The 18613-nt window shown below is 37.2% G+C and carries 11 protein-coding genes; 2 read left to right on the top strand and 9 right to left on the bottom strand.

What is annotated here, in order from left to right:
* Nucleotides 1–49: 49 nt before the first annotated feature.
* The 4 genes from Q0983_RS18505 to Q0983_RS18490 form a co-directional block, all read right to left on the bottom strand.
* Nucleotides 50–3172 carry an efflux RND transporter permease subunit gene (locus Q0983_RS18505; protein WP_299556404.1) on the bottom strand — a complete coding sequence of 1041 codons (3123 nt, stop codon included), beginning with the start codon at nt 3170–3172 and terminating at the stop codon, nt 50–52.
* 19 nt (nt 3173–3191) lie between these two features.
* Complete coding sequence (locus tag Q0983_RS18500; protein WP_299556402.1) at nt 3192–4274, bottom strand: efflux RND transporter periplasmic adaptor subunit; 1083 nt, start codon at nt 4272–4274, stop codon at nt 3192–3194.
* Between the two features lie 26 nt (nt 4275–4300).
* Complete coding sequence (locus Q0983_RS18495) at nt 4301–6634, bottom strand: TolC family protein (protein WP_299556400.1); 2334 nt, start codon at nt 6632–6634, stop codon at nt 4301–4303.
* A gap of 761 nt (nt 6635–7395) precedes the next feature.
* Nucleotides 7396–9063: a hypothetical protein gene (locus Q0983_RS18490; RefSeq protein ID WP_299556398.1), complete on the bottom strand. Its 1668-nt coding sequence runs from the start codon at nt 9061–9063 to the stop codon at nt 7396–7398.
* A 343-nt stretch (nt 9064–9406) separates the two neighbouring features.
* On the opposite strand from Q0983_RS18490, the gene Q0983_RS18485 reads away from it, so the two are divergent.
* The gene (locus Q0983_RS18485) at nt 9407–9601 is read left to right on the top strand and encodes a LacI family DNA-binding transcriptional regulator (protein WP_299556396.1); all 195 of its coding nucleotides are present in this window, start codon (nt 9407–9409) and stop codon (nt 9599–9601) included.
* Between the two features lie 144 nt (nt 9602–9745).
* Here the strand turns inward: Q0983_RS18485 and Q0983_RS18480 are convergent, their stop codons facing one another.
* Entirely contained in the window at nt 9746–10543 is a 798-nt protein-coding gene (locus tag Q0983_RS18480) for an AraC family transcriptional regulator (RefSeq protein WP_299556394.1), read from the bottom strand.
* Nucleotides 10544–10743: 200 nt separating this feature from the next.
* Here Q0983_RS18480 and Q0983_RS18475 point away from each other — a divergent pair, with 200 nt between their 5' ends.
* The gene (locus tag Q0983_RS18475; RefSeq protein WP_299556392.1) at nt 10744–12657 is read left to right on the top strand and encodes a family 20 glycosylhydrolase; all 1914 of its coding nucleotides are present in this window, start codon (nt 10744–10746) and stop codon (nt 12655–12657) included.
* Nucleotides 12658–13289: 632 nt separating this feature from the next.
* Here the strand turns inward: Q0983_RS18475 and Q0983_RS18470 are convergent.
* From Q0983_RS18470 to Q0983_RS18455, 4 genes are all read right to left on the bottom strand, one after another.
* A complete protein-coding gene (locus tag Q0983_RS18470; RefSeq protein WP_299556390.1) occupies nt 13290–14462 on the bottom strand; it encodes an aldose epimerase family protein in 1173 nt (390 codons plus the stop codon).
* 122 nt (nt 14463–14584) lie between these two features.
* Nucleotides 14585–16108 (bottom strand): sulfatase, encoded by a 1524-nt coding sequence (locus Q0983_RS18465; RefSeq protein ID WP_299556388.1) that lies wholly within the window; start codon nt 16106–16108, stop codon nt 14585–14587.
* A gap of 9 nt (nt 16109–16117) precedes the next feature.
* Nucleotides 16118–17503 carry a sulfatase gene (locus tag Q0983_RS18460; protein ID WP_299556386.1) on the bottom strand — a complete coding sequence of 462 codons (1386 nt, stop codon included), beginning with the start codon at nt 17501–17503 and terminating at the stop codon, nt 16118–16120.
* Between the two features lie 28 nt (nt 17504–17531).
* A complete protein-coding gene (locus Q0983_RS18455) occupies nt 17532–18590 on the bottom strand; it encodes a family 43 glycosylhydrolase (RefSeq protein WP_299556384.1) in 1059 nt (352 codons plus the stop codon).
* Nucleotides 18591–18613: the final 23 nt, after the last annotated feature.

The following is an 18613-nucleotide window of genomic DNA, read 5'->3' as shown; positions in this document are numbered from 1 at the left end:
TGAGCTGGGGCACAAAAAAAATCAAAGCGTCCCTTGTAAATATTTTTGATCACCAGCCCTCCAACAACGCATCGTTAAAAACGTAATCCCTGTAACTTACTTTAAACAAAGCACTATACAGTGCGGGTATAAACAACAGTGTGATTATAGTGCCAAATAACAAGCCAACCATGATACCTATGGCCATACCCTCCCACATTTCTCCTCCGGAGAGGTATAATGGTATTAACCCTAAAACGGTTGTAAATGTTGCCAAGAGTATGGGCCTGAATCGTTGTAAGCAAGCTGCAATTACAGCATCCTGTTCTTTCCGCCCCATATCACGTTGTTCAATTTCCATGCGATCAATGAGTACGATCGCATTATTGATCACAATGCCGGCCAATGATATTAGCCCTAAAAATGGCATGAACCCAAAAGCTTCATTGAACACCAATAAACCTATAACCACTCCTATAATTCCTAAAGGAATGGTTAATACCACCATGCTCATTTTCCTAAATGAATTGAATTGTATGATTAACAACAGTACAATCACAAAAGCCGAAATTGGCAAAAACCCAACCACAGATCCCATACTTTCAGCAGATTGCTTGGCATCTCCACCAAATTCGTAGCGATAACCAGTGGGCCAATTCAGTTTTTGCGCTTCTAACCAGGGGGTAATTTCATTGGTAATGGCTGAAGCGTTACCGTCCGCTCTAAGCTCGCTGGTAACATTAATGGTCCTGCGTAAATCCAATCGCTTGATCTTTGCATATTGCCATTGCGGTACAATGCTGGCCACTTGCAATAATGGAATACTTTTTCCCGTATTTTGCGAATAGACGTTTAAGGTTTCGAGCGAAGCTAATGACTGCTGCTGATTGTGATCACCTCGCATCAAGATTGGAATTGATTTGTCATTTTCTCTGTATTCACCGGTCTGGAAACCATCTAAAACCGTCTGTAAGGATGTGGCAATATCCTGACTGGTAACACCTGCGGTTTGGGCCCTGTTTTGATCGATTTCTACTAAAAACTTCTTACTCTTTGGGCCCCAATCATCTTTTACATTTTTTGTTCCTGCTATAGATGACAGCTTTAGCTTAATCTCCTCTGAAATTTGAGATAATTCGTCCGGACTACTTCCTGAAATTTTAATTTCAATCGGCGTACCTCCTCCACCCGAGGCTAAAGAACCCACTTTAATATCTGCATTTGGAAAATTATTGAATGTAAAATGATCAATTTCAGAAATTAATCTATTATTTTCCGTAAAAGAAGATGTGTTCACTAAAATGTGCGCATAATTAGAGTTTGCCTCGTCCGGGCTATAACCCAGGTCATAGGATTCCGGGCCTTCCCCTATATAGGATGACCAATCTGTAATCCCTGCAGTTCTTGTGTCGTTCACTTGAAGTGAATCTGCCATGTATTGCTCCACAAGCTTTACCACCTCTTCGGTACGTTCTATTCTGTTTCCTTCAGGGAGGTTAATATCAATAGTGATCATGTTGCGATCACTGTCCGGGAAAAACACAAAAGGAACTTTAGTAAAGCCATACAGAGAGGCAAAGAACACCAGAAAAATACCAATGATCACCTTCCATTTATTGGACAATGCTATTAAGATTAAGTCTTTGTAATAGCCCTTAAGCGTATTGATGATTCTATCAATAAAACGCTCCTTGGTTTCTCCTTTTGGTTGAACTTTCAAAAACAAATAACAAAACATAGTCACTACGGTAAGGGCAATAATCCATGAGGACAATAAGGCTATTGTAATAACCACAAATATTGGCCCTACAATATCTCCCATTGTGGTCGGAGACAAATAAAAGGCCAGGAATGCAGCTGATGTAGTCAATGTAGAAATTAACAAAGGCATCCAAAGTTCTGAAAATGCTTCTATAGCTGCTTGCTTTTTTCCTATACCTTGTTCCATCTTTACCATTATGGTTTCTGCAACCACTATGGCATTATCCACAAGCATTCCCAAAGCCATAATTAAGGCTGCCAAAGTTACCTGGTTAAGTCCCATGTCAATAAAACCCATAATCATCAAGGTCATAATGGTCACTATTGGGATTAAACTTGCAATGACCAAGCCTGTCCTGGTCCCCAAAAAGATGAGCATGACCAATAAAACAATGCCCACTGCCTGAAGCAGATTGACAATAAAATCATTTACTTTTAGATTGATATAGGTATCCATTGAGGAGACCCTGGCCAGTTCCAAACCAATGGGCAGACGCTCTTGCCAAATTTCCACCAATTTGTTGACATCCTCGCCCAGAACAATAACATTTGAATTCTCCTTGAGATTGACATGAAGCGAAATGGCATCCTTGCCATTGATACGTACCTTTTGGGTTGGAGGATCTATGTAATCTTTGATAACATTTGTAATGTCTCCAAGCTTTACCAGTTGACTTGTATTATTAGAGCCAACGGAAATAAGCATATTCTTAATGTCTTCAACAGAGTTGAAATTCCCCGTTGGTTCCAATATAATACGCTCATCTCCTAAGTTGATCTGTCCTCCGGAATTCAGGATATTCGTAGACGAAATGGCTTGTTGGAGCATGGAAGCGGATAGACCATATTCCTTTAATCGTGTATTATCAAACTCAATAAACACGTATTCATCCTGTACGCCTCCTAATTCTACTTTAGCGGCTTCAGGTAATTTTATGAGATCATCTTTAATAGCATCGGCGTAAACTTTCATTTCAGCGTAAGAATACCCATCTGATATTAAGCCAATTGCAATGCCATAAACATCCCCAACACCATCATCATTTAAAGAGGGATGCACCCCTTGAGGGAGGCCATCCAGCGCATTCAGTTTTCTTCTCAATCGGTCCCAAACAGCTTGCATTTTTTCCGGGGGCACCTCATCTTTGAGCGTGACATTGACCACAGACAATCCTGATCTTGAAGTACTGCTTACTTCTTTAAGTTCAGGAAGCTCTTGCGCTACTTTTTCTATTTTATCTGTTACCAATTGCTCTACGCGCTCTGGTCCTGCTCCCGGAAATTGGGATACCACACCGGCAACTCTAACTGTGTATGGCGGCATACTGTCTCTAGACAAACTTGTATACATCACCAATCCCATCAGTACGATAGTGATGAGCACCATAAAGGTAATTCGATTCTTTTCTATTGAAAACTTTGCCAAATTCATCTGGTGGTTATTAGATTTATTAAAGTTTCACTTCTTGCCCGTCAAGTAATGTCTGTAGTCCTGCCGTAGCAATTTTTTGCCCGGCAGTTAATCCGGATGTTATTTCAAACCCATTTGTAGTTAAACTGCCAATAGTTACCCGTTGTTTTTTCACTTTAGCAATGTCTCCGCTACCTTCAATTAAAAACACAAAATGGCCTTTACTGTCTTCTCCAACGGCATGTGCGGGCACTACTAATCTTTTTTCGGTGTTTACGATTTCACTCCCAAAATCAAAAGACACGTTTGCCGCCATACCACTTTTTACATCATCCGAAGGATCGCTAACGGTTATTCGAACCGGATAAGTAGCTATATTGGCATCTACAGCAGGCGCAACTTCCGTGACCTTCCCATTAAAAGTGGCGTTGGCAATTGAAGTGAAATCTACTTTCACATCCATTCCTACCTTTACACCATTTATAGCACTTTCGGGAATACCCAATAGAATTTCAATATCGGTGCCGGCATTAAGAGTGGCAATGTTTTGTCCCGGGCTTACATTTTCATCGATTTCGGAATATACCGCAGCAATAATACCATCTTCCGGGGCATAGAGGTAGCCATACCTTACTTGCTCCTGTTGGATGGCAGCACTTCTTTTTGAAGATTCAAAACTCTCTTTTGCTGTCTTGTATGCGTTTTTTGCTGACTCAAAATCACTGAGTGATGCACTCCCCTTCTCAAACAAAGAACGGACTCTGCCTAAACTAAGCTTAGCTGTATTCATCTGTGACTCTGCACTGTTCATTGACGATACAGCACTCTGGTAATTCAATCGGGCCTGTACATTATCCAGCTTGGCCAACAGGTCTCCTTTCTTTACTTCTTGTCCTAACTTTATGTTGAAGTCGGTAATAACCCCACTACTTCTAAAGCTCAGATTAATGACCCTTTCGGTTTGAGCTGTTCCACTAAAAGTCCTGATTTTTTCCGCATCTAAGTAACCGACTTCATGATATTTTACCGGACGAATACTCTTTTTTGTTTCTTCCTTTTTCTCAGAACATGAGGCCAGGATTAAACTCATTAATACAATGCTGATGGTTTTTAACTGTTTCATTGTTCTTAAAGTGTATATATTATAGCTTAATTTCTACGATTTATAAATTCTAAAAAACGCTGTCTGAACGTGGCATTGTCTGCTTCTGAGTTCAGCACAAAGTAATAACCCAAATAGCGTTCTAACTGTAATGCATTAATCAAATAATTGTAGGTAGCATTCATGCTGGCCAACTGTGCGTTGAGGTAATTGTTTTGGGCATCTATGAGCTGAATAACTGTAACCGCACCTGTGCTGTAAGAGGTTTGCGTTAGCTCCAATGCTTCTTTGGCCGAAGCTTCTGACACTCTTGATAGCTCTATATTGGATATCTGGTTAATAAGGTTCAAAACACCGTTTCTTATATTGGCGTCTATAGCCAATCGTGTATTCTCTTTATTGATTTGCAATTGATCTTTTTGAATGAGTGCAATTTGCTTGTTGATATTATTGGTGTTCTGGTTGAAAACAGGAATCGATAAGCTAGCTACTACATTATAATTGTCATTTGGATATCCGGGAAAAGGCAATGTACTGCCTTTACCGCTTCTGCTAAAATTGCGATTATACTGCCCCTGTAAAGCCACAGATGGTAAAAAACGCCCTGTCCCATAGAGCTTTACTTGTCTGTTTGTAGCATTGAGATTATAATCCAAGACTTTTAGCTCCGGTGCATTCTGTTTTGCTTCTTCAACCAAAAAGGCTATAAAGGGCTCTCGTAATTTTGGATCATCCAATAAACTGGTAAGCTCATCATAGTTATATTGTTCAAAAATGCCTTTACCCAGTTCAGTGTCTTCAATATCTATTTCGGTATCCAGAGGATTGTTCAGCAATTGATTAATTACTAAAAAGCTTTGTTCCAAACCATTGATGGCTTCAATCATGGCTTGGGTATTCTGAGCCATTTCACTTTGAAAACGCAACATGTCTGATTTACCAGACTCTCCGGCTTCATAATTCTGCTCGGCTATTTGCAAATTCCTCTTCGTTAGGTTTAGATTTCGCATTTGGATCTGGACATTGGCTTTGAGTATCAAGGCATTAAAATAAGCATTGGATATATCGAATATGGCGTCAAGCTGGGAGGCGTTAAAATTAGCTTCCTGGGCTTTTAATAATGCTTTTTGGATGGCAATATTGGCGTTTGCAGCTTCTGAGAAAATGGTTTGTTGCAGGGTAATGTTACCATCAGTTGAAAACTCCGGGTTTTGGCCCTGGCCGAATTCTGCAATATCAGGATCGATATAAGTTCCGGTGGTATTGGCACTTAAGTTTGGCAGGTAATTGCTTTTGGCCGATTTTACATCCTGTTCGCTTAATGTCACAGTCATTTGATTTGATTTTAACGTCAGGTTCCTATTAATAACCTCATCAATAACCTGCAAAAGATCATACTTCTGTTTTGCGATAGTGTTTTCCATATTCCCAACAAAATCCGTGTCATTTATAAGACTGTATTTTATTGGAACATTGACTTGTTCCGCAACATTGAAATTTATTGTCAACCTCTGATTGTAATCAATAAAAACCGGCATATCCGCTAAAGGTGTACCATTGATATAGCCTTCAATTGAGAGTGCTATTCGGCGCATAAATTGATCAAAATTCTCATCGGAATGATGTGTTGCCATAATCCCATTTTTAACCTGATCTACACTGAGGCTTGTGAATGAAGGCAACTTTTTCTCTATAAAGGTTGAAGCGAGCTGTTTAACCTCATTCTCTGTGAGAAAAAAACCTCCGGCCATATAAACGGCATCTACGCCATCAAGATTGGAAGTGATATCGGTAACTGTATCAAAAGGAATGAGTTTATAATTTGCCTGCAAGGTTTTAAACGCTTCATCAAACACGTTCTTAAGCGGAAGAAAGTCAGTTAAAGGCTGCTCAATGATAATACCAAGTGTAGAAAAATCAGTTAGCTCATTAAACGTCTTAAAATCGTCTGAAAAAGATTCTGATTCAATAAGATAGGTGAAGTTCTTGATTCCAGAGGTTTCTTTAGAAAGGTCAATGGCATTAAAGTCTTTATTTACTGCCCCAAACAGGATGGTTGGCTTAACATGCTCTTTTTGACTACTTATAATCTCGCTATTTACTACACCAAATGCCAAAATAATATCCACCTCATTATTGAGCAATACATTATAATTTTGCTCTGCTTTTTGCAGGTTGAAATCATTTGTTAATATATTTTTATCCGGGAAGTTAATGTCCGCATCTTCACCAACAACAGCTTTGATCTGGTCTTGTAATTGGAGCAATAAAGGCGTTAACCCTTCTGTTCTCCTATCTAAAAGGATCCCAATATCATATTGTTTTTGAGAATAAACAGAAATTACAGTGAGTAATAATAATATAGTTAGTAGTTTCCTCATTTTTAAATATCTATTCATTGAATGGTGGGCTAACCCGCTTTACTTTAGCGATATTATCAAGTATTTAATCTAAATATATTAATAATTCACTATTTTCAAGGCTTCTGTTCCTGTTTTTGTTAGAACATTGATAAAGTAGAGTCCGGTATCAAACCCATCAGTAATATCAAAAAGAAGGTGTTTGGGACATTAATGGCTGATCCATCAAAATCAGCAATAAAATTAGGGCAATATTTCTGATTTTCATTTTGTTTTTAAGTTCAGGAGCTTATCAAGGCTGATACTCTTTAGTTGCTAAGGCACAGTATTTAATCTTAAAATTATCGGTTATCCAAATGGCACAGCCTTATTTATCAGTCATATCTTGCTATTAATCCCTCATATTAAACTTCGCCGTGCCCATTTGGCATAACCTGTCTAGATATCTACTACTAAGTTTTAGTTTGTCATTTAAGTTGTTATCTCGTTCTTAGTTTATAATCTTTCCATTTTTTATGTCTTATACGGAAGTTTGTCATAAATTAAAGTAGGATTTGTTTTTTCGATTAAGTTTCCTTTGATCTTCTTATTTTGATTATTACTAAAAAGAACACATACTGACATTTACTACATTTAGCTTTGACAGAGCAAAACTACTTATAAGATATAGCGGAATTAAAAAAAAGACATGTACAAAATATGTATAAATCATGTACAGATCATGTACAAATCCCAAAATGATTTCTTTACAATATTGATTTTCAATTAAATAAATTAAAAAGCTATAATCGGATTAAAAATGTATTTAAATCGTCTTTGGGAGAAAGGTTAAGCTTTTTTCTAAGTCGAGATCTACTTTTATATACCGATTCTATTGCTACATTCTGTAACATTGCGATCTCATTATTATCTATATTTAGACGAATTAGAGAACAAAGCTTTGCTTCTGTTTTGGTTAGTGTCGGAAATCTATTGTGCAGTTTTTCATAAAAAGTAGTATTAATGACATCTGCCTTATCTTGAAGATTCACCATATTAGTATCCATAAGTTCTTTTTCTAAAGCCACTCTTTCTAAAGCTTTAAAATCTGCATCCTCTTTTATAATTTCAGATTTTTTCAACTTTTCAATATAAAGTAATAGCTCTTCTCTCCACTTATGAATCCTGGAAAGATTTAATGCAAAATCTGAAATATCCTTTTGTTTATAATTTATTTCTTTTTGCAGTATTTCATTTTCAAGCTTACTTATTTTAATTTGTTCCTTTCTTCTTCGTAAAAGAAAGATGGTCAATGCCAACATTATACCAAAAACGCCGGTAATAATTGATACAATTTTCCAAAACTTAATTGATGCTTCCTGCAAAAGATGCGATTCTTTCACCCTTTGTTTCTCCATCAACTGAACACTGTCAATTGCTTTTTGCCTTTGATAATTATATTTGGCTTCCAATTGAGCAAATTCTTTGATACTCTTTACATTCATATCTTTTATTTGCTGTCGTTTGTAACCCCTATAATAAGAAAAAGCCAGCTTATAATCTCCAAGATCATTATAAGCATTACTTAAAGACAAACAACGATTGGCTATATAGCCTTCAAGCCCTAATTCAATTACCAAATCAAGAGATTTCTTATAATATAAAATGGCTTTTTTAGGTAGTTTCATCTTTCTGTAAATGTAACCTAGATCTTTAAAGCTCATTTCAAGACCAATTTTATCATTATTCTTTTCACATAATTCTATGTTCTTTTCAGAATAAGAAACAGCAGAGGAGTAGCTTTTTTTTCTTAATTCACATGTGACTAATTGAAGTAATGAACGAGATTTACCCATATCGAAATCTATAGAGTCTGCAAAATTCAACGCCTTTTTTGCATATTGTTCACTTTTTTCAAAGTCGTCATAGACACGATAAAATGAACTAAAAGAATTTAAAGCATAAACTTGCTCTTCAGCATTATTATATTGCTTAGACAGTTCTAACCCATCACTATAATACTGAAGTGCCTTAATGCTATCCCTATTATGGAGGTAGAGCCTTCCAAAAGCACGATAAGTAATGGGTAATGTGTAAGTCTCACCTATATCCTCTTTTATTTTTAAGCTTCTTTGAATAGCTTTCAGACTTTCCACATATTCTGTATCCTTTCTATAATAGTCGCTCAGTTTATCTAATATCAGCGCTTTTTTTAATAAAAAATACTTGTTATGCTTCTCCTTTGTAAGAATACTATAATCAATTATTTTCATAGCATCCTCAAAGCTGCGAATAGAGGCTTGAGGTTTTATCCTCAGACTATCTAAACCTAATTTATAAAGTTTTTCTACTTCAAGACTATCCTGTTGTGAATTAGCTGTAACAATACAAAATAAAGTAATAAACGTACAAAGCTTAAACCTGCAAAGGCTTCTTAGCCATCTTACACAAAAAAAATGAGTTGAGATCAAATATTGAAGTTGTTTTTAATTCCATCCAAATATAAAAAAACCAAAGTAGTTAAAGTAAATCCCCACAAAAGAAACAAGGACTGCACTCAAAATAAAAAAGCAAGCTCGTTTATTTTGAACTTGCTTCATTTCAACTTTTCGTTGACTTATTCGTGACCCCGAGAGGTAAAAGTTCAAAATTTGCGTGTGATATTCAGTAGATACTTAGACCTTAAAAAAGTATTTAGTTTTGACTAAAATTAATAACTTGTGAAAAATACGAGTGCGCACACTTCACACATTATAAAATTTAAATTTTTCAGAAAAAAGTTGATTCAATTTAGACTTGAATATTTAAGAACAATTGAAAACAATTAAAGATATAGCTGAAGAGGCCAATGTTTATCCAGAAACCGTTGACAGGGTTTTGTATAACAGACCCGGAGTTTCTCCCAAAACCAAGGAGAAAATTCAAAAATTACTGGCCAAATATGGTTTTGAAAGTAATGCTTTGGCAAGGCCCCTTACTTTCAAAAAGATCAATAAAAGTATGTCATAGCCACACTTATTCCCAGCACCAATAACGATATGGAATTTTGGAATGAACCTAATAGGGATGAGTACAATTATTTTAACACTTGAAGAAATATTATACTAAAAGTTTTTTGTTTAATGATTTTTATTCGTTAACCAGCTTTACAATTCATTTTTTCAGAAATTTACTGGGAGGTTTTCCGAAATATCTTGAGAACTCCCTTGAAAACTCATGCATGCGGGGGTAACCAAGATATTCCGCAACTTGTGATACATTAAGGTTTGCAAAACTTAAAAGTCCTTTAGCTTCTTCCATTCTAATTATCTGCATGCGACTCTGAGGTGTTAACCCCGTTACTTTTTTACAGGATCGAATAACTGTGGCCCTGCTATATCCGGCAATCTCAGAAAGATCACTCAACGATGGTCTAAACATCTTTTGCTCCCGAATACGTCTTTCCAATGCCCACCATAATTCTTCATTTTCTTCATCCTTATCCTGTGACATCCTATAAAGTTCATTAATACCGCTTAAAATATCCATTAAGGCAGCAAAAGTCTTATATGGTCTTGGCTTGGCTTCGTATGAAGAATATCCTTCAAATAATCTTTTAAAAGATAGCTGCATACCACTTGTAGATTGAAAAACCCTGTTTTCAATAGATAACGGAGATAGTTTTGAAGCCTGAAACCCTACAGAATAAAAAGTAACCTCCGTTTCATTTCCAATTGATTCAACTTCTTCGGACTCATAATAATAGATAACATCACCCTCATTAACCTCGTACACCCGGCTATTTATTCGGACGGTATAAGAACCTTTTGTGACTAGGTGTAATAAGTGACCTGGCAATGAATAGCACAGATACTTAAAATTAGAGGGTCTGTGAAATTCCCAAACACCGGTAATACTTTCAACAGGTACCGAAATCCTGTATATCTCAAACTCATAATTAACCTTGCTCATATTTGCTAAGTAATTCCAGTAAAAACATTAACATCTGTCATTATTTGAAACTTTTTGCGAAATTACTGATTTTTTTAGCGAATAAGATTTCAACAAACTTTATCAATTTTACACAATGAAAATGAAATGTTTTGATAGACTCTTTAATCAGGTATATGACCTAAACCAACAAATAACCACTTAATTCAAAAAAGAAGACTATGAATAATCAACCAAAACTTAGATTAGAAAAGCGTTTTATTTTCATAATTCTTTTTTCAACTTTTTCCTTTGCCTTTTCCACAAAAGGATATGGTGAATATTTTTTCTTACCAGCACCACAACAAGTCTCTTATTCCAGCGGGATATTTAAACCAAAGGATGCTAAATTTCTATGGATTGATTCAAAATCTTATCCTGAATTGTTAAAGACAGCTAAAATTGCAGTTAGTTCATTGCAATCTGCTAATTATTCAATTGAAATCACTGCAGCAAAGGGAACTCAAATAGCAGGTTCGATTCTTATTGATAAGGAACAGGTTGAAAAGCCGGATGGTTATAAACTTTCCATCAAACCAAATCAAATTGAAATAGTTGCCAATTCTCCTGCCGGTGCATTTTATGCTGTCCAAACTTTGAAGCAAATCTGCCAGCAAGCTGAACCCAGGAAACTAAAATGCCTGACCGTAAATGACTGGCCGGATTTTCCTAACCGTGGGATTATGACAGATGTGGCCCGCGACAAAGTCCCAACTATGGAATCGTTATATGAACTTGTTGATATGATGGCCAGTTGGAAACTTAATCAATTACAGCTTTATACTGAACACACCTTTGCTTATCGAAATCATAAAACAGTATGGCAAGATGCAAGTCCGATGACCGCCCAGCAAATTTTGGAACTGGATGAATACTGCAGAAAGCGATATATTGAGCTGGTTCCCAATCAAAATTCTTTCGGACATATGGAAAGGTGGCTGAAACATCCGGAATACAAACACCTTGCTGAGGTATCCGGAGGAGGAACAATCTGTCCGGTTGAACCCCGTTCGATTAAATTGCTGGAAGAAATGTATGATGAACTCCTTCCCCATTTTAGCAGTAAACAGGTCAATGTTGGATGTGATGAGACTCAAATTGGTAATGGTAAAAGTAAACAGGCTTGCGAACAAAAAGGAAATAGCAGGGTATATCTCGATTTTTTACACGACATACACAATCTGGTAAGAAAACATGATAAGATAATGCAATTCTGGGGTGATATCATCCTTCATAAGCCCGAACTGATTCAGGAATTACCAGACAACATCACGGCCATGGTCTGGGGATATGAGGCGAATCATCCATTTGATGACCAGTGTCAAAAATTTAAGGAATCAGGTGTGCCATTTTATGTTTGCCCAGGAACTTCATCCTGGAATTCCATATCAGGGAGAACAGATAACGCTATGACAAACCTTTTGAATGCTGCTGAAAATGGAATAAAGCATGGAGCAATCGGATATCTAAATACCAACTGGGGAGATGGCGGCCATTGGCAACCTTTTACTTCATGTTTGCCTGCATATGCTTATGGAGCAGCGGTCAACTGGGCTGTTAAAACAAACAAAAACACAAACATCACTAAGGCATTGGACCTATTTGTATTTGATGACAAAACAGGTATAATGGGAAAAGTAATATATGACCTGGGCAATGTATATAAGCTAACTGGCACACCCAATATACACAATAATTCATTTTTAAATTGGCTATTGCACGACCATAACCTTACATCCAAAAGATATAAGTATCATGATACCGGTTATTTCGAAAATACAATTGGTTTTATTGATGACGTTGTTTCACGAATTGAAAAATCTAAAATGGGCTGCCGTGACAAACAACTTTATATTGATGAAGTAAAACAAGCCGCAGCATTGTTGCGTCATTCCTGTAATTTGGCAATTGCACAACTACAAACAGAAAGCAAACTGACAAAAGATATTTCCAAATCTAAACGTGAAGCATTGGCAGTTGAGCTTGAAAACATTATTAAGGAGCATAAACGGATCTGGCTGAAACGAAACCGTATTGGAGGCCTTTCTGATAGTGCAGCCAGGTTGGAAAATCTGCTTAAGGTATACAATCTGTAAGAATCTTACACGAAACATCTATTTTTTATTACACATTAAGTATAGAAAAAAAACAAAACTTAAAATAGAGCTATTCTTTAATCAAAGCCTTTGTATATAAACCAGTGAAAACATTATAGGACCTGTTCTTTTACCTTTTAAACGCTTAGGACTTTCAAAAAATATTAATGAAATCCGAAATATTTCAGTACTTGTTTCAAAAAAAAATACAGTGTTAAACCAACAAAATATAGGACTCAATCTTAATATGACCAATATATCATAATACACCTTTTTGGATATTCAAATAATTTAATTGGCTCGTTAATCATAGCGGCGGGATTTGAATGTAATCAGGAACCTCTTATATATATTAGCCTATTGAGCTATAAAGTAAATTAGGTGAAGCAATAGTGAAATATCAAATTTTCATTACCATTTAAATATAACCAAAGTAAATTTAATTACTCATTCAAATTTTAGTGAAATATGACGATTAGAACAGAAAGAATATGGGGACCAAAAAAATAAGAAAATATTGTTCAGCAAAACACTTTTTCCAATAATATACTTATACCTTTTATATTGTTAATCATAGAATCTGCATGTGTATAGTTAAATAAAATAGCTTAAAAATTTGAAATTGAAAGCCTCTAATTTTTTTCTAACCCAAATTTATAAATACAAATAGAATAGTACTCTTGACCAGGTTCTAATAATGTTGAAGGGAAATTAGGTTGATTTGGCGAATCCGGAAAGTGTTGCGTCTCCAAACAAAAAGCGCCTCTATAGATATAGGGTCTGCCACTCTTCCCCCTGGTCTTGCCATCCAAAAAATTGCCCCCGTAAAATTGCAGCCCGGGTTCATTAGTATATATTTCCATGATACGTCCGGTGGATGGTTCTTCAACCTTTGCTGCGAAAACCAAACCTGCATCGTTTTTAGGCGCTGCATTTAACACAAAATTATGATCATAACCTGCCCCATTTTTTAACTGTTCATCATCCGCTGTGTTAACATCTGCACCAATAGTTTTAGGTTTTGTAAAATCAAATGGTGTTCCTAATACCGTTGCTATTTCTCCGGTTGGAATCAATGTACTGTCTATAGGCGTATAAGCATCGGCATTTACTGTCAAAATATGGTCGTTTATGGTGCCGTTTCCTTCTCCTTTTAAATTAAAAAACGAATGATGAGTTAGATTTACCACTGTTGGTTTATCGGTAGTGGCCTTGTATTCAATTATCAATTCATTTTCATCAGACAATGTGTATATTACGGTTACATTTAAGTTTCCGGGATACCCTTCTTCCATATCCGGGGATAACCTGCTAAACTCAATTTTATTTTCAGATACCTGCTTTCCATCCCATATTTCATCATTAAACCCTTTGGCCCCACCATGTAAATGATTCACACCATTGTTAGTGACGAGTGTATAGTTGTTTTCGCCTATGCTAAATTTACCTTTAGCAATTCTATTACCATAACGCCCCACGGAACTACCAAAATAATTTTCGTTGGCATTTTTGTATTCGTCCAGCGTGTAAAATCCTAGAACAATATCATCGGGGGTTCCGTTTCTATCCGGCACCAACAACTCAATGAGCCGTTGCCCATAATTTGTGAACGTAATTTGGACACCATGGTCATTCTTTAATTGAAAAAGTTTAATACGCTCGTCGCCTCCACTAAATGTCTCTTCATTTAGTTTTGAAATTTGCTCTTTTTGAACAATATGATTTGTTGAACTTTCAGTTTTATTTTTGCATGCTACTACTAACAGTAACAAAATGGTAACACCGGTGAAGACTGTTTTTTTCATTGTGAAAAGTATTTTGTATTCGAACTCTTTAAAAATATTTATTGGTTGGTTCTTTGAGTATTTCAAATGAACAAATAATTAGTACTTTTGTTTAAAACTATTAAAAAGAACCAAAACTTATTTTATTTCTCTGGTTTTATTTTTGCTTTTGGATGGCTTTTAAGCATTTTTTCCAATGTTGCAACTTTATCAGGATTTTCAACAGCCCAGTTTCGGGTTTCGTGTGGGTCGCTAATATAATCATACAATTCATATAAAACCTCTTTATCCGTATCTTTGGTATGTGTCCAACGTACCATTCGATATTGACTTGTTCGTATAGCCTCTCCCAAGTAACCTTGCTTGATATAGGCATGATAGGCATGGTCCCTTACTCGTTCTTCGCCATTCCTGAGTACGGGCACAAGGCTGGCCCCATCGATGGGTTGAGGCCCTTCAGGTCTATCCAACCCCGCTAATTCGGCCAGGGTGGGGTAAATATCAACGGTTTCTGCTAGCTGCTCAGATTTTGCACCTTTTTTAGCTACTCCGGGAGCCACAAATACAATCGGTATTCTTGTGGCCTGTTCAAAATTAGTATGTTTAGTCCATGTCCCATGATCTCCCAAATGCCAACCGTGATCTCCCCAAAGTACAACTATGGTATTTTCATCCAATCCCAAACGTTCCAGCTCATCAATCACCCTTCCCAGTTGGGCATCCATGTAACTCATACTGGCATAGTAACCGTGGATCAGTTTTCGTTTTAAATCTTCATCATAAAGTCCGTTCTCATCCTCAGGCACCGGAAAAAACTGGGTAATTTCCCCTTTACGCTTTAAAGCGCATGACGGTGCATCTTTGGGATGTGCCTCGTTAACGGGCATTGGAAGTGCCTCCGGATTGTATAAATCCCAATATTTTTTAGGGGCACAAAATGGCAGATGCGGACGTGCAAATCCAACGGCCATAAAAAACGGTTGATCGGGTTGTTTCACCAATTGCCTTAAACGATAAATAGCATGCGATGCCACGCGTCCATCAGCATAAGCGTCATCTAACACATCAGGACTTTCCCATGCTGCACCTCTTGGCATTTCCTTATTTTTTGGCAAGCCCTTTATATACTTTCTGGAATTCTGAAAAAAAGCTTCTTCCCGGGTTAGCTGCCCATTGGTACTCTCAGGAAGGAGATATTCAATAACCTTTTCTTTATGGTGGGGTATGCTCCATGAGGCTTCATCATTCATATTTCCGTGTCCGATATGGTAGACTTTACCCATGGACTCCACATGATAGCCCGAATTCTTAAAATACTGTGGAAGCGTAACTGCATCCGGATAAACATCACGGAATTCTTTTCCAAAATGATAAAACCCCGTACTGGTTGATCTCGCTCCCAGCATTAAATTATAACGCGAAGCCATACAAACGGCCTGATTGCAATAGGCATTGGTAAAGGTCATACCCCTATCTGCCAATCGGTCTATATTCGGACTTTTAGCAACGGGATCTCCATAAACGCCAAGGGTTGGTTTTAAGTCATCAACCAAAAGTAATAGCACATTAGGCTTTTGGTTCTGTGAACATAAATTACCCACCAAACAAATTGCAATTATCAATAATGTAAATACTCTGGCCTTCTTTTGATTTAGTTCAATTTTCATTATTGTATTCTATTTTTTATTTTTTAATTCTTCAATTCTTATTCTGTCTGGTTTTGGTTCCGATAAGGGGTATGGCGTCTTAAAAACAGTTTCTCGATCGCCTTGCTTAAGCATCCATTCGGTAAGCATTTTTTTCATATTGTTAATTTCAGTTTGAAAACGCTTATCGTCAATTAGGTTTCGCTGCTCATTTGGATCATTTTTTAAGTCGTAAAATTCTTCAGCCGGCCGCTGATAGTACTTAGAAATGATGCCTACTGCTTGCTTATCCGATTTGGCAGCCTCATCCCAAGAATCCCAATAAGCTCCTGCCCCATCTTTCCGTAATAAATCTGAATGATTGGTATGATAGTAATCTGGCAACAGGTTTTTTATATACTTGTAGCGTTTTGTACGGACACTTCGGATGGGATATACATTAAATACACCATCCCCGCTATGTGTCGTAAAAATCTCATTTCTAAATGCGTCACTTTTACCTATGAGCGCTTTTGAAAAGGATTCTCCGTCTAATAAGCCCGGAATTTCAGAATTGGTTAAATCAAGTAAAGTAGGAAGTATATCGATCCAGCTAACCATAGCTTTGGTTCGTTTTCCCTCCGGGATTTTCCCTTTCCATTTTACCACTAAGGGTGTTCGGATGCCATCATCATACAAGTTCCATTTCCCAAAAGGCCATTGTCCACCGTGGTCACTCGTTATTAAAGTGATGGTGTTTTCTCCCAAAATTTCTTCCAGAAATGTGAGGTTCTTGCCCATAGTTTCGTCAAAACCAGTTATATCGGAATAATAACGGGCGCGATGTTCTCTTGTTTCCTTAGTGTCTATAAAATAATCTGGGAGGTCTACTTTATCAGGATTGTAAATATTTTCATTGGTCCAGGCCACATGAGGCCTGCGATCACCAATCATGACACAAACAGGTCCATCTACATTAGTTTCAGCAAAAAACTCCTTAACATTTTTATCCAGGTTAACGGGTTGTTTATTGTAGAAATCCCAACCGCATTGGTTATTCATTTTTCCATGGGCCACCTTTCCGAAAGCGTATATTTTATAACCATTTTTTTGGAGTGGCCTGGTCAGCACTTCGATGTTTGGTTTCGGATAGGTATGATTTGCTTCGGCCCCGTTTCTGGCGGGCATTAATCCAGTTAACAGGGCTGCACGACTGGGGGCGCATGCAGGTGAAGCTATAAAAGCATTATCGAATACCATACCGTCCCTTGCCAATTGATCAAGGTTAGGCGTTTTTACCACTTTGGTTCCATTAAAACCTACGTCTTTCCATCCTAGATCATCGGCTAGATAGATTATAATGTTAGGGGGATTTTGCTCCTGGGTATAGCCAAATAAAAACAGCAACAACAAAGAAATAGTTATAAACCTTCTCATGTTTTTATCCACTTTAATTGTTTCACCTTCAATTTAAAATTATTGTTTCATTCCTGTTACATACAAGTTTACCATCTACAACTTCAAGTTCAGCCATCTGTAAAACACTTTTACGATTTTCTAAGGGCTGCTCGAAAATGCGTTGTTTAGTCCCCCCTTTTGCCTTTTCCAAATCGTAACGGCGCCATGGCTCAACATGATAAAAAATAAAAGCACGGTCGTCTTTTACTGCCACACTGCAATGACGGGCCATTGAAGAATCGAGGTTTCTCGTACCGCCCTCTTTTAAAATTGTTCCCTGGAATTTCCAGTTTTCAGAGTCCTCAGAGCTATACACAAAAAACCCATCGTGAGGATCGGTTATCAACCAATACTTATTTTTCCATTGAAAAATATATGGTGCTTCCTCGAAATTTGAACCCGTTGCTTCCGCATTAAAAACGTCGCTTTTCGAGAAGCCTAGTTTTTGCCACGTGGTGAAATCGTTCGTTGACAAATGGTATAGCTCATTCTTTTTGGCCGACAATTCTTTTCCTTTAAACCAAACATGAAACCCGTCATTATTTTTGTAAACCGTGGCATCAATGGTATTTAAATTATCGCTGTGTAAGGCTCCTACTTTTTGCCAACCGTTAATTGGGTTGGTTAAAGGTGTTTTATAATGAATAATCCAACCCTGACCGCCCCAGGCTCCTTTTTCAGGGACGGTATCCGGTTTCCAAGTAACAAACATGTGTAGGGTATCATGTGCCGAAATTATCGCTGGTGCCCAGTAGGTTGAGGTAGCGTCCTTTTTACCTCCAGCGCCATTAAATTTACAGTAACCTTTAAATTCCCAGTTGATCATATCTTTTGAAGTTGCCACTCCAATTGGGGTTTGCAACCAAGTATTTTCTAACATGGATCGGCGGGAGGTATAATAGATATACCATAACTCCTCATGCTCGTTCCAGACTATTTCCGGGTCGCAGGAGCCATGGTAATTTGGGTCAATAAAGAGTGGTGCGGGAATAGCATTCTCCATTCTCCCCTCATTTTTACAGGACACAAACAGTAATAATATCGGTATTAAAAATATGTACTTCATGCTGCTTTCTTAGATCTTAACAT

The organism is Seonamhaeicola sp. (genome assembly GCF_028281565.1).
Taxonomy (GTDB): Bacteria; Bacteroidota; Bacteroidia; order Flavobacteriales; family Flavobacteriaceae; genus Seonamhaeicola.
The sequence above is the reverse complement of the archived record's forward strand: the minus strand, read 5'-3'. Positions and strand labels throughout refer to the sequence as shown.

Excerpts from the sequence above, each read along its gene's own strand:
- Q0983_RS18460 (WP_299556386.1), bottom strand. The coding sequence starts at position 17,503 with ATGAGAAGGTTTATAACTATTTCTTTGTTGTTGCTGTTTTTATTTGGC.
- Q0983_RS18455 (WP_299556384.1), bottom strand. The coding sequence starts at position 18,590 with ATGAAGTACATATTTTTAATACCGATATTATTACTGTTTGTGTCCTGT.
- Q0983_RS18495 (WP_299556400.1), bottom strand. The coding sequence starts at position 6,634 with ATGAGGAAACTACTAACTATATTATTATTACTCACTGTAATTTCTGTT.
- Q0983_RS18470 (WP_299556390.1), bottom strand. The coding sequence starts at position 14,462 with ATGAAAAAAACAGTCTTCACCGGTGTTACCATTTTGTTACTGTTAGTA.
- Q0983_RS18500 (WP_299556402.1), bottom strand. The coding sequence starts at position 4,274 with ATGAAACAGTTAAAAACCATCAGCATTGTATTAATGAGTTTAATCCTG.
- Q0983_RS18505 (WP_299556404.1), bottom strand. The coding sequence starts at position 3,172 with ATGAATTTGGCAAAGTTTTCAATAGAAAAGAATCGAATTACCTTTATG.
- Q0983_RS18480 (WP_299556394.1), bottom strand. The coding sequence starts at position 10,543 with ATGAGCAAGGTTAATTATGAGTTTGAGATATACAGGATTTCGGTACCT.
- Q0983_RS18465 (WP_299556388.1), bottom strand. The coding sequence starts at position 16,108 with ATGAAAATTGAACTAAATCAAAAGAAGGCCAGAGTATTTACATTATTG.
- Q0983_RS18475 (WP_299556392.1), top strand. The coding sequence starts at position 10,744 with ATGAATAATCAACCAAAACTTAGATTAGAAAAGCGTTTTATTTTCATA.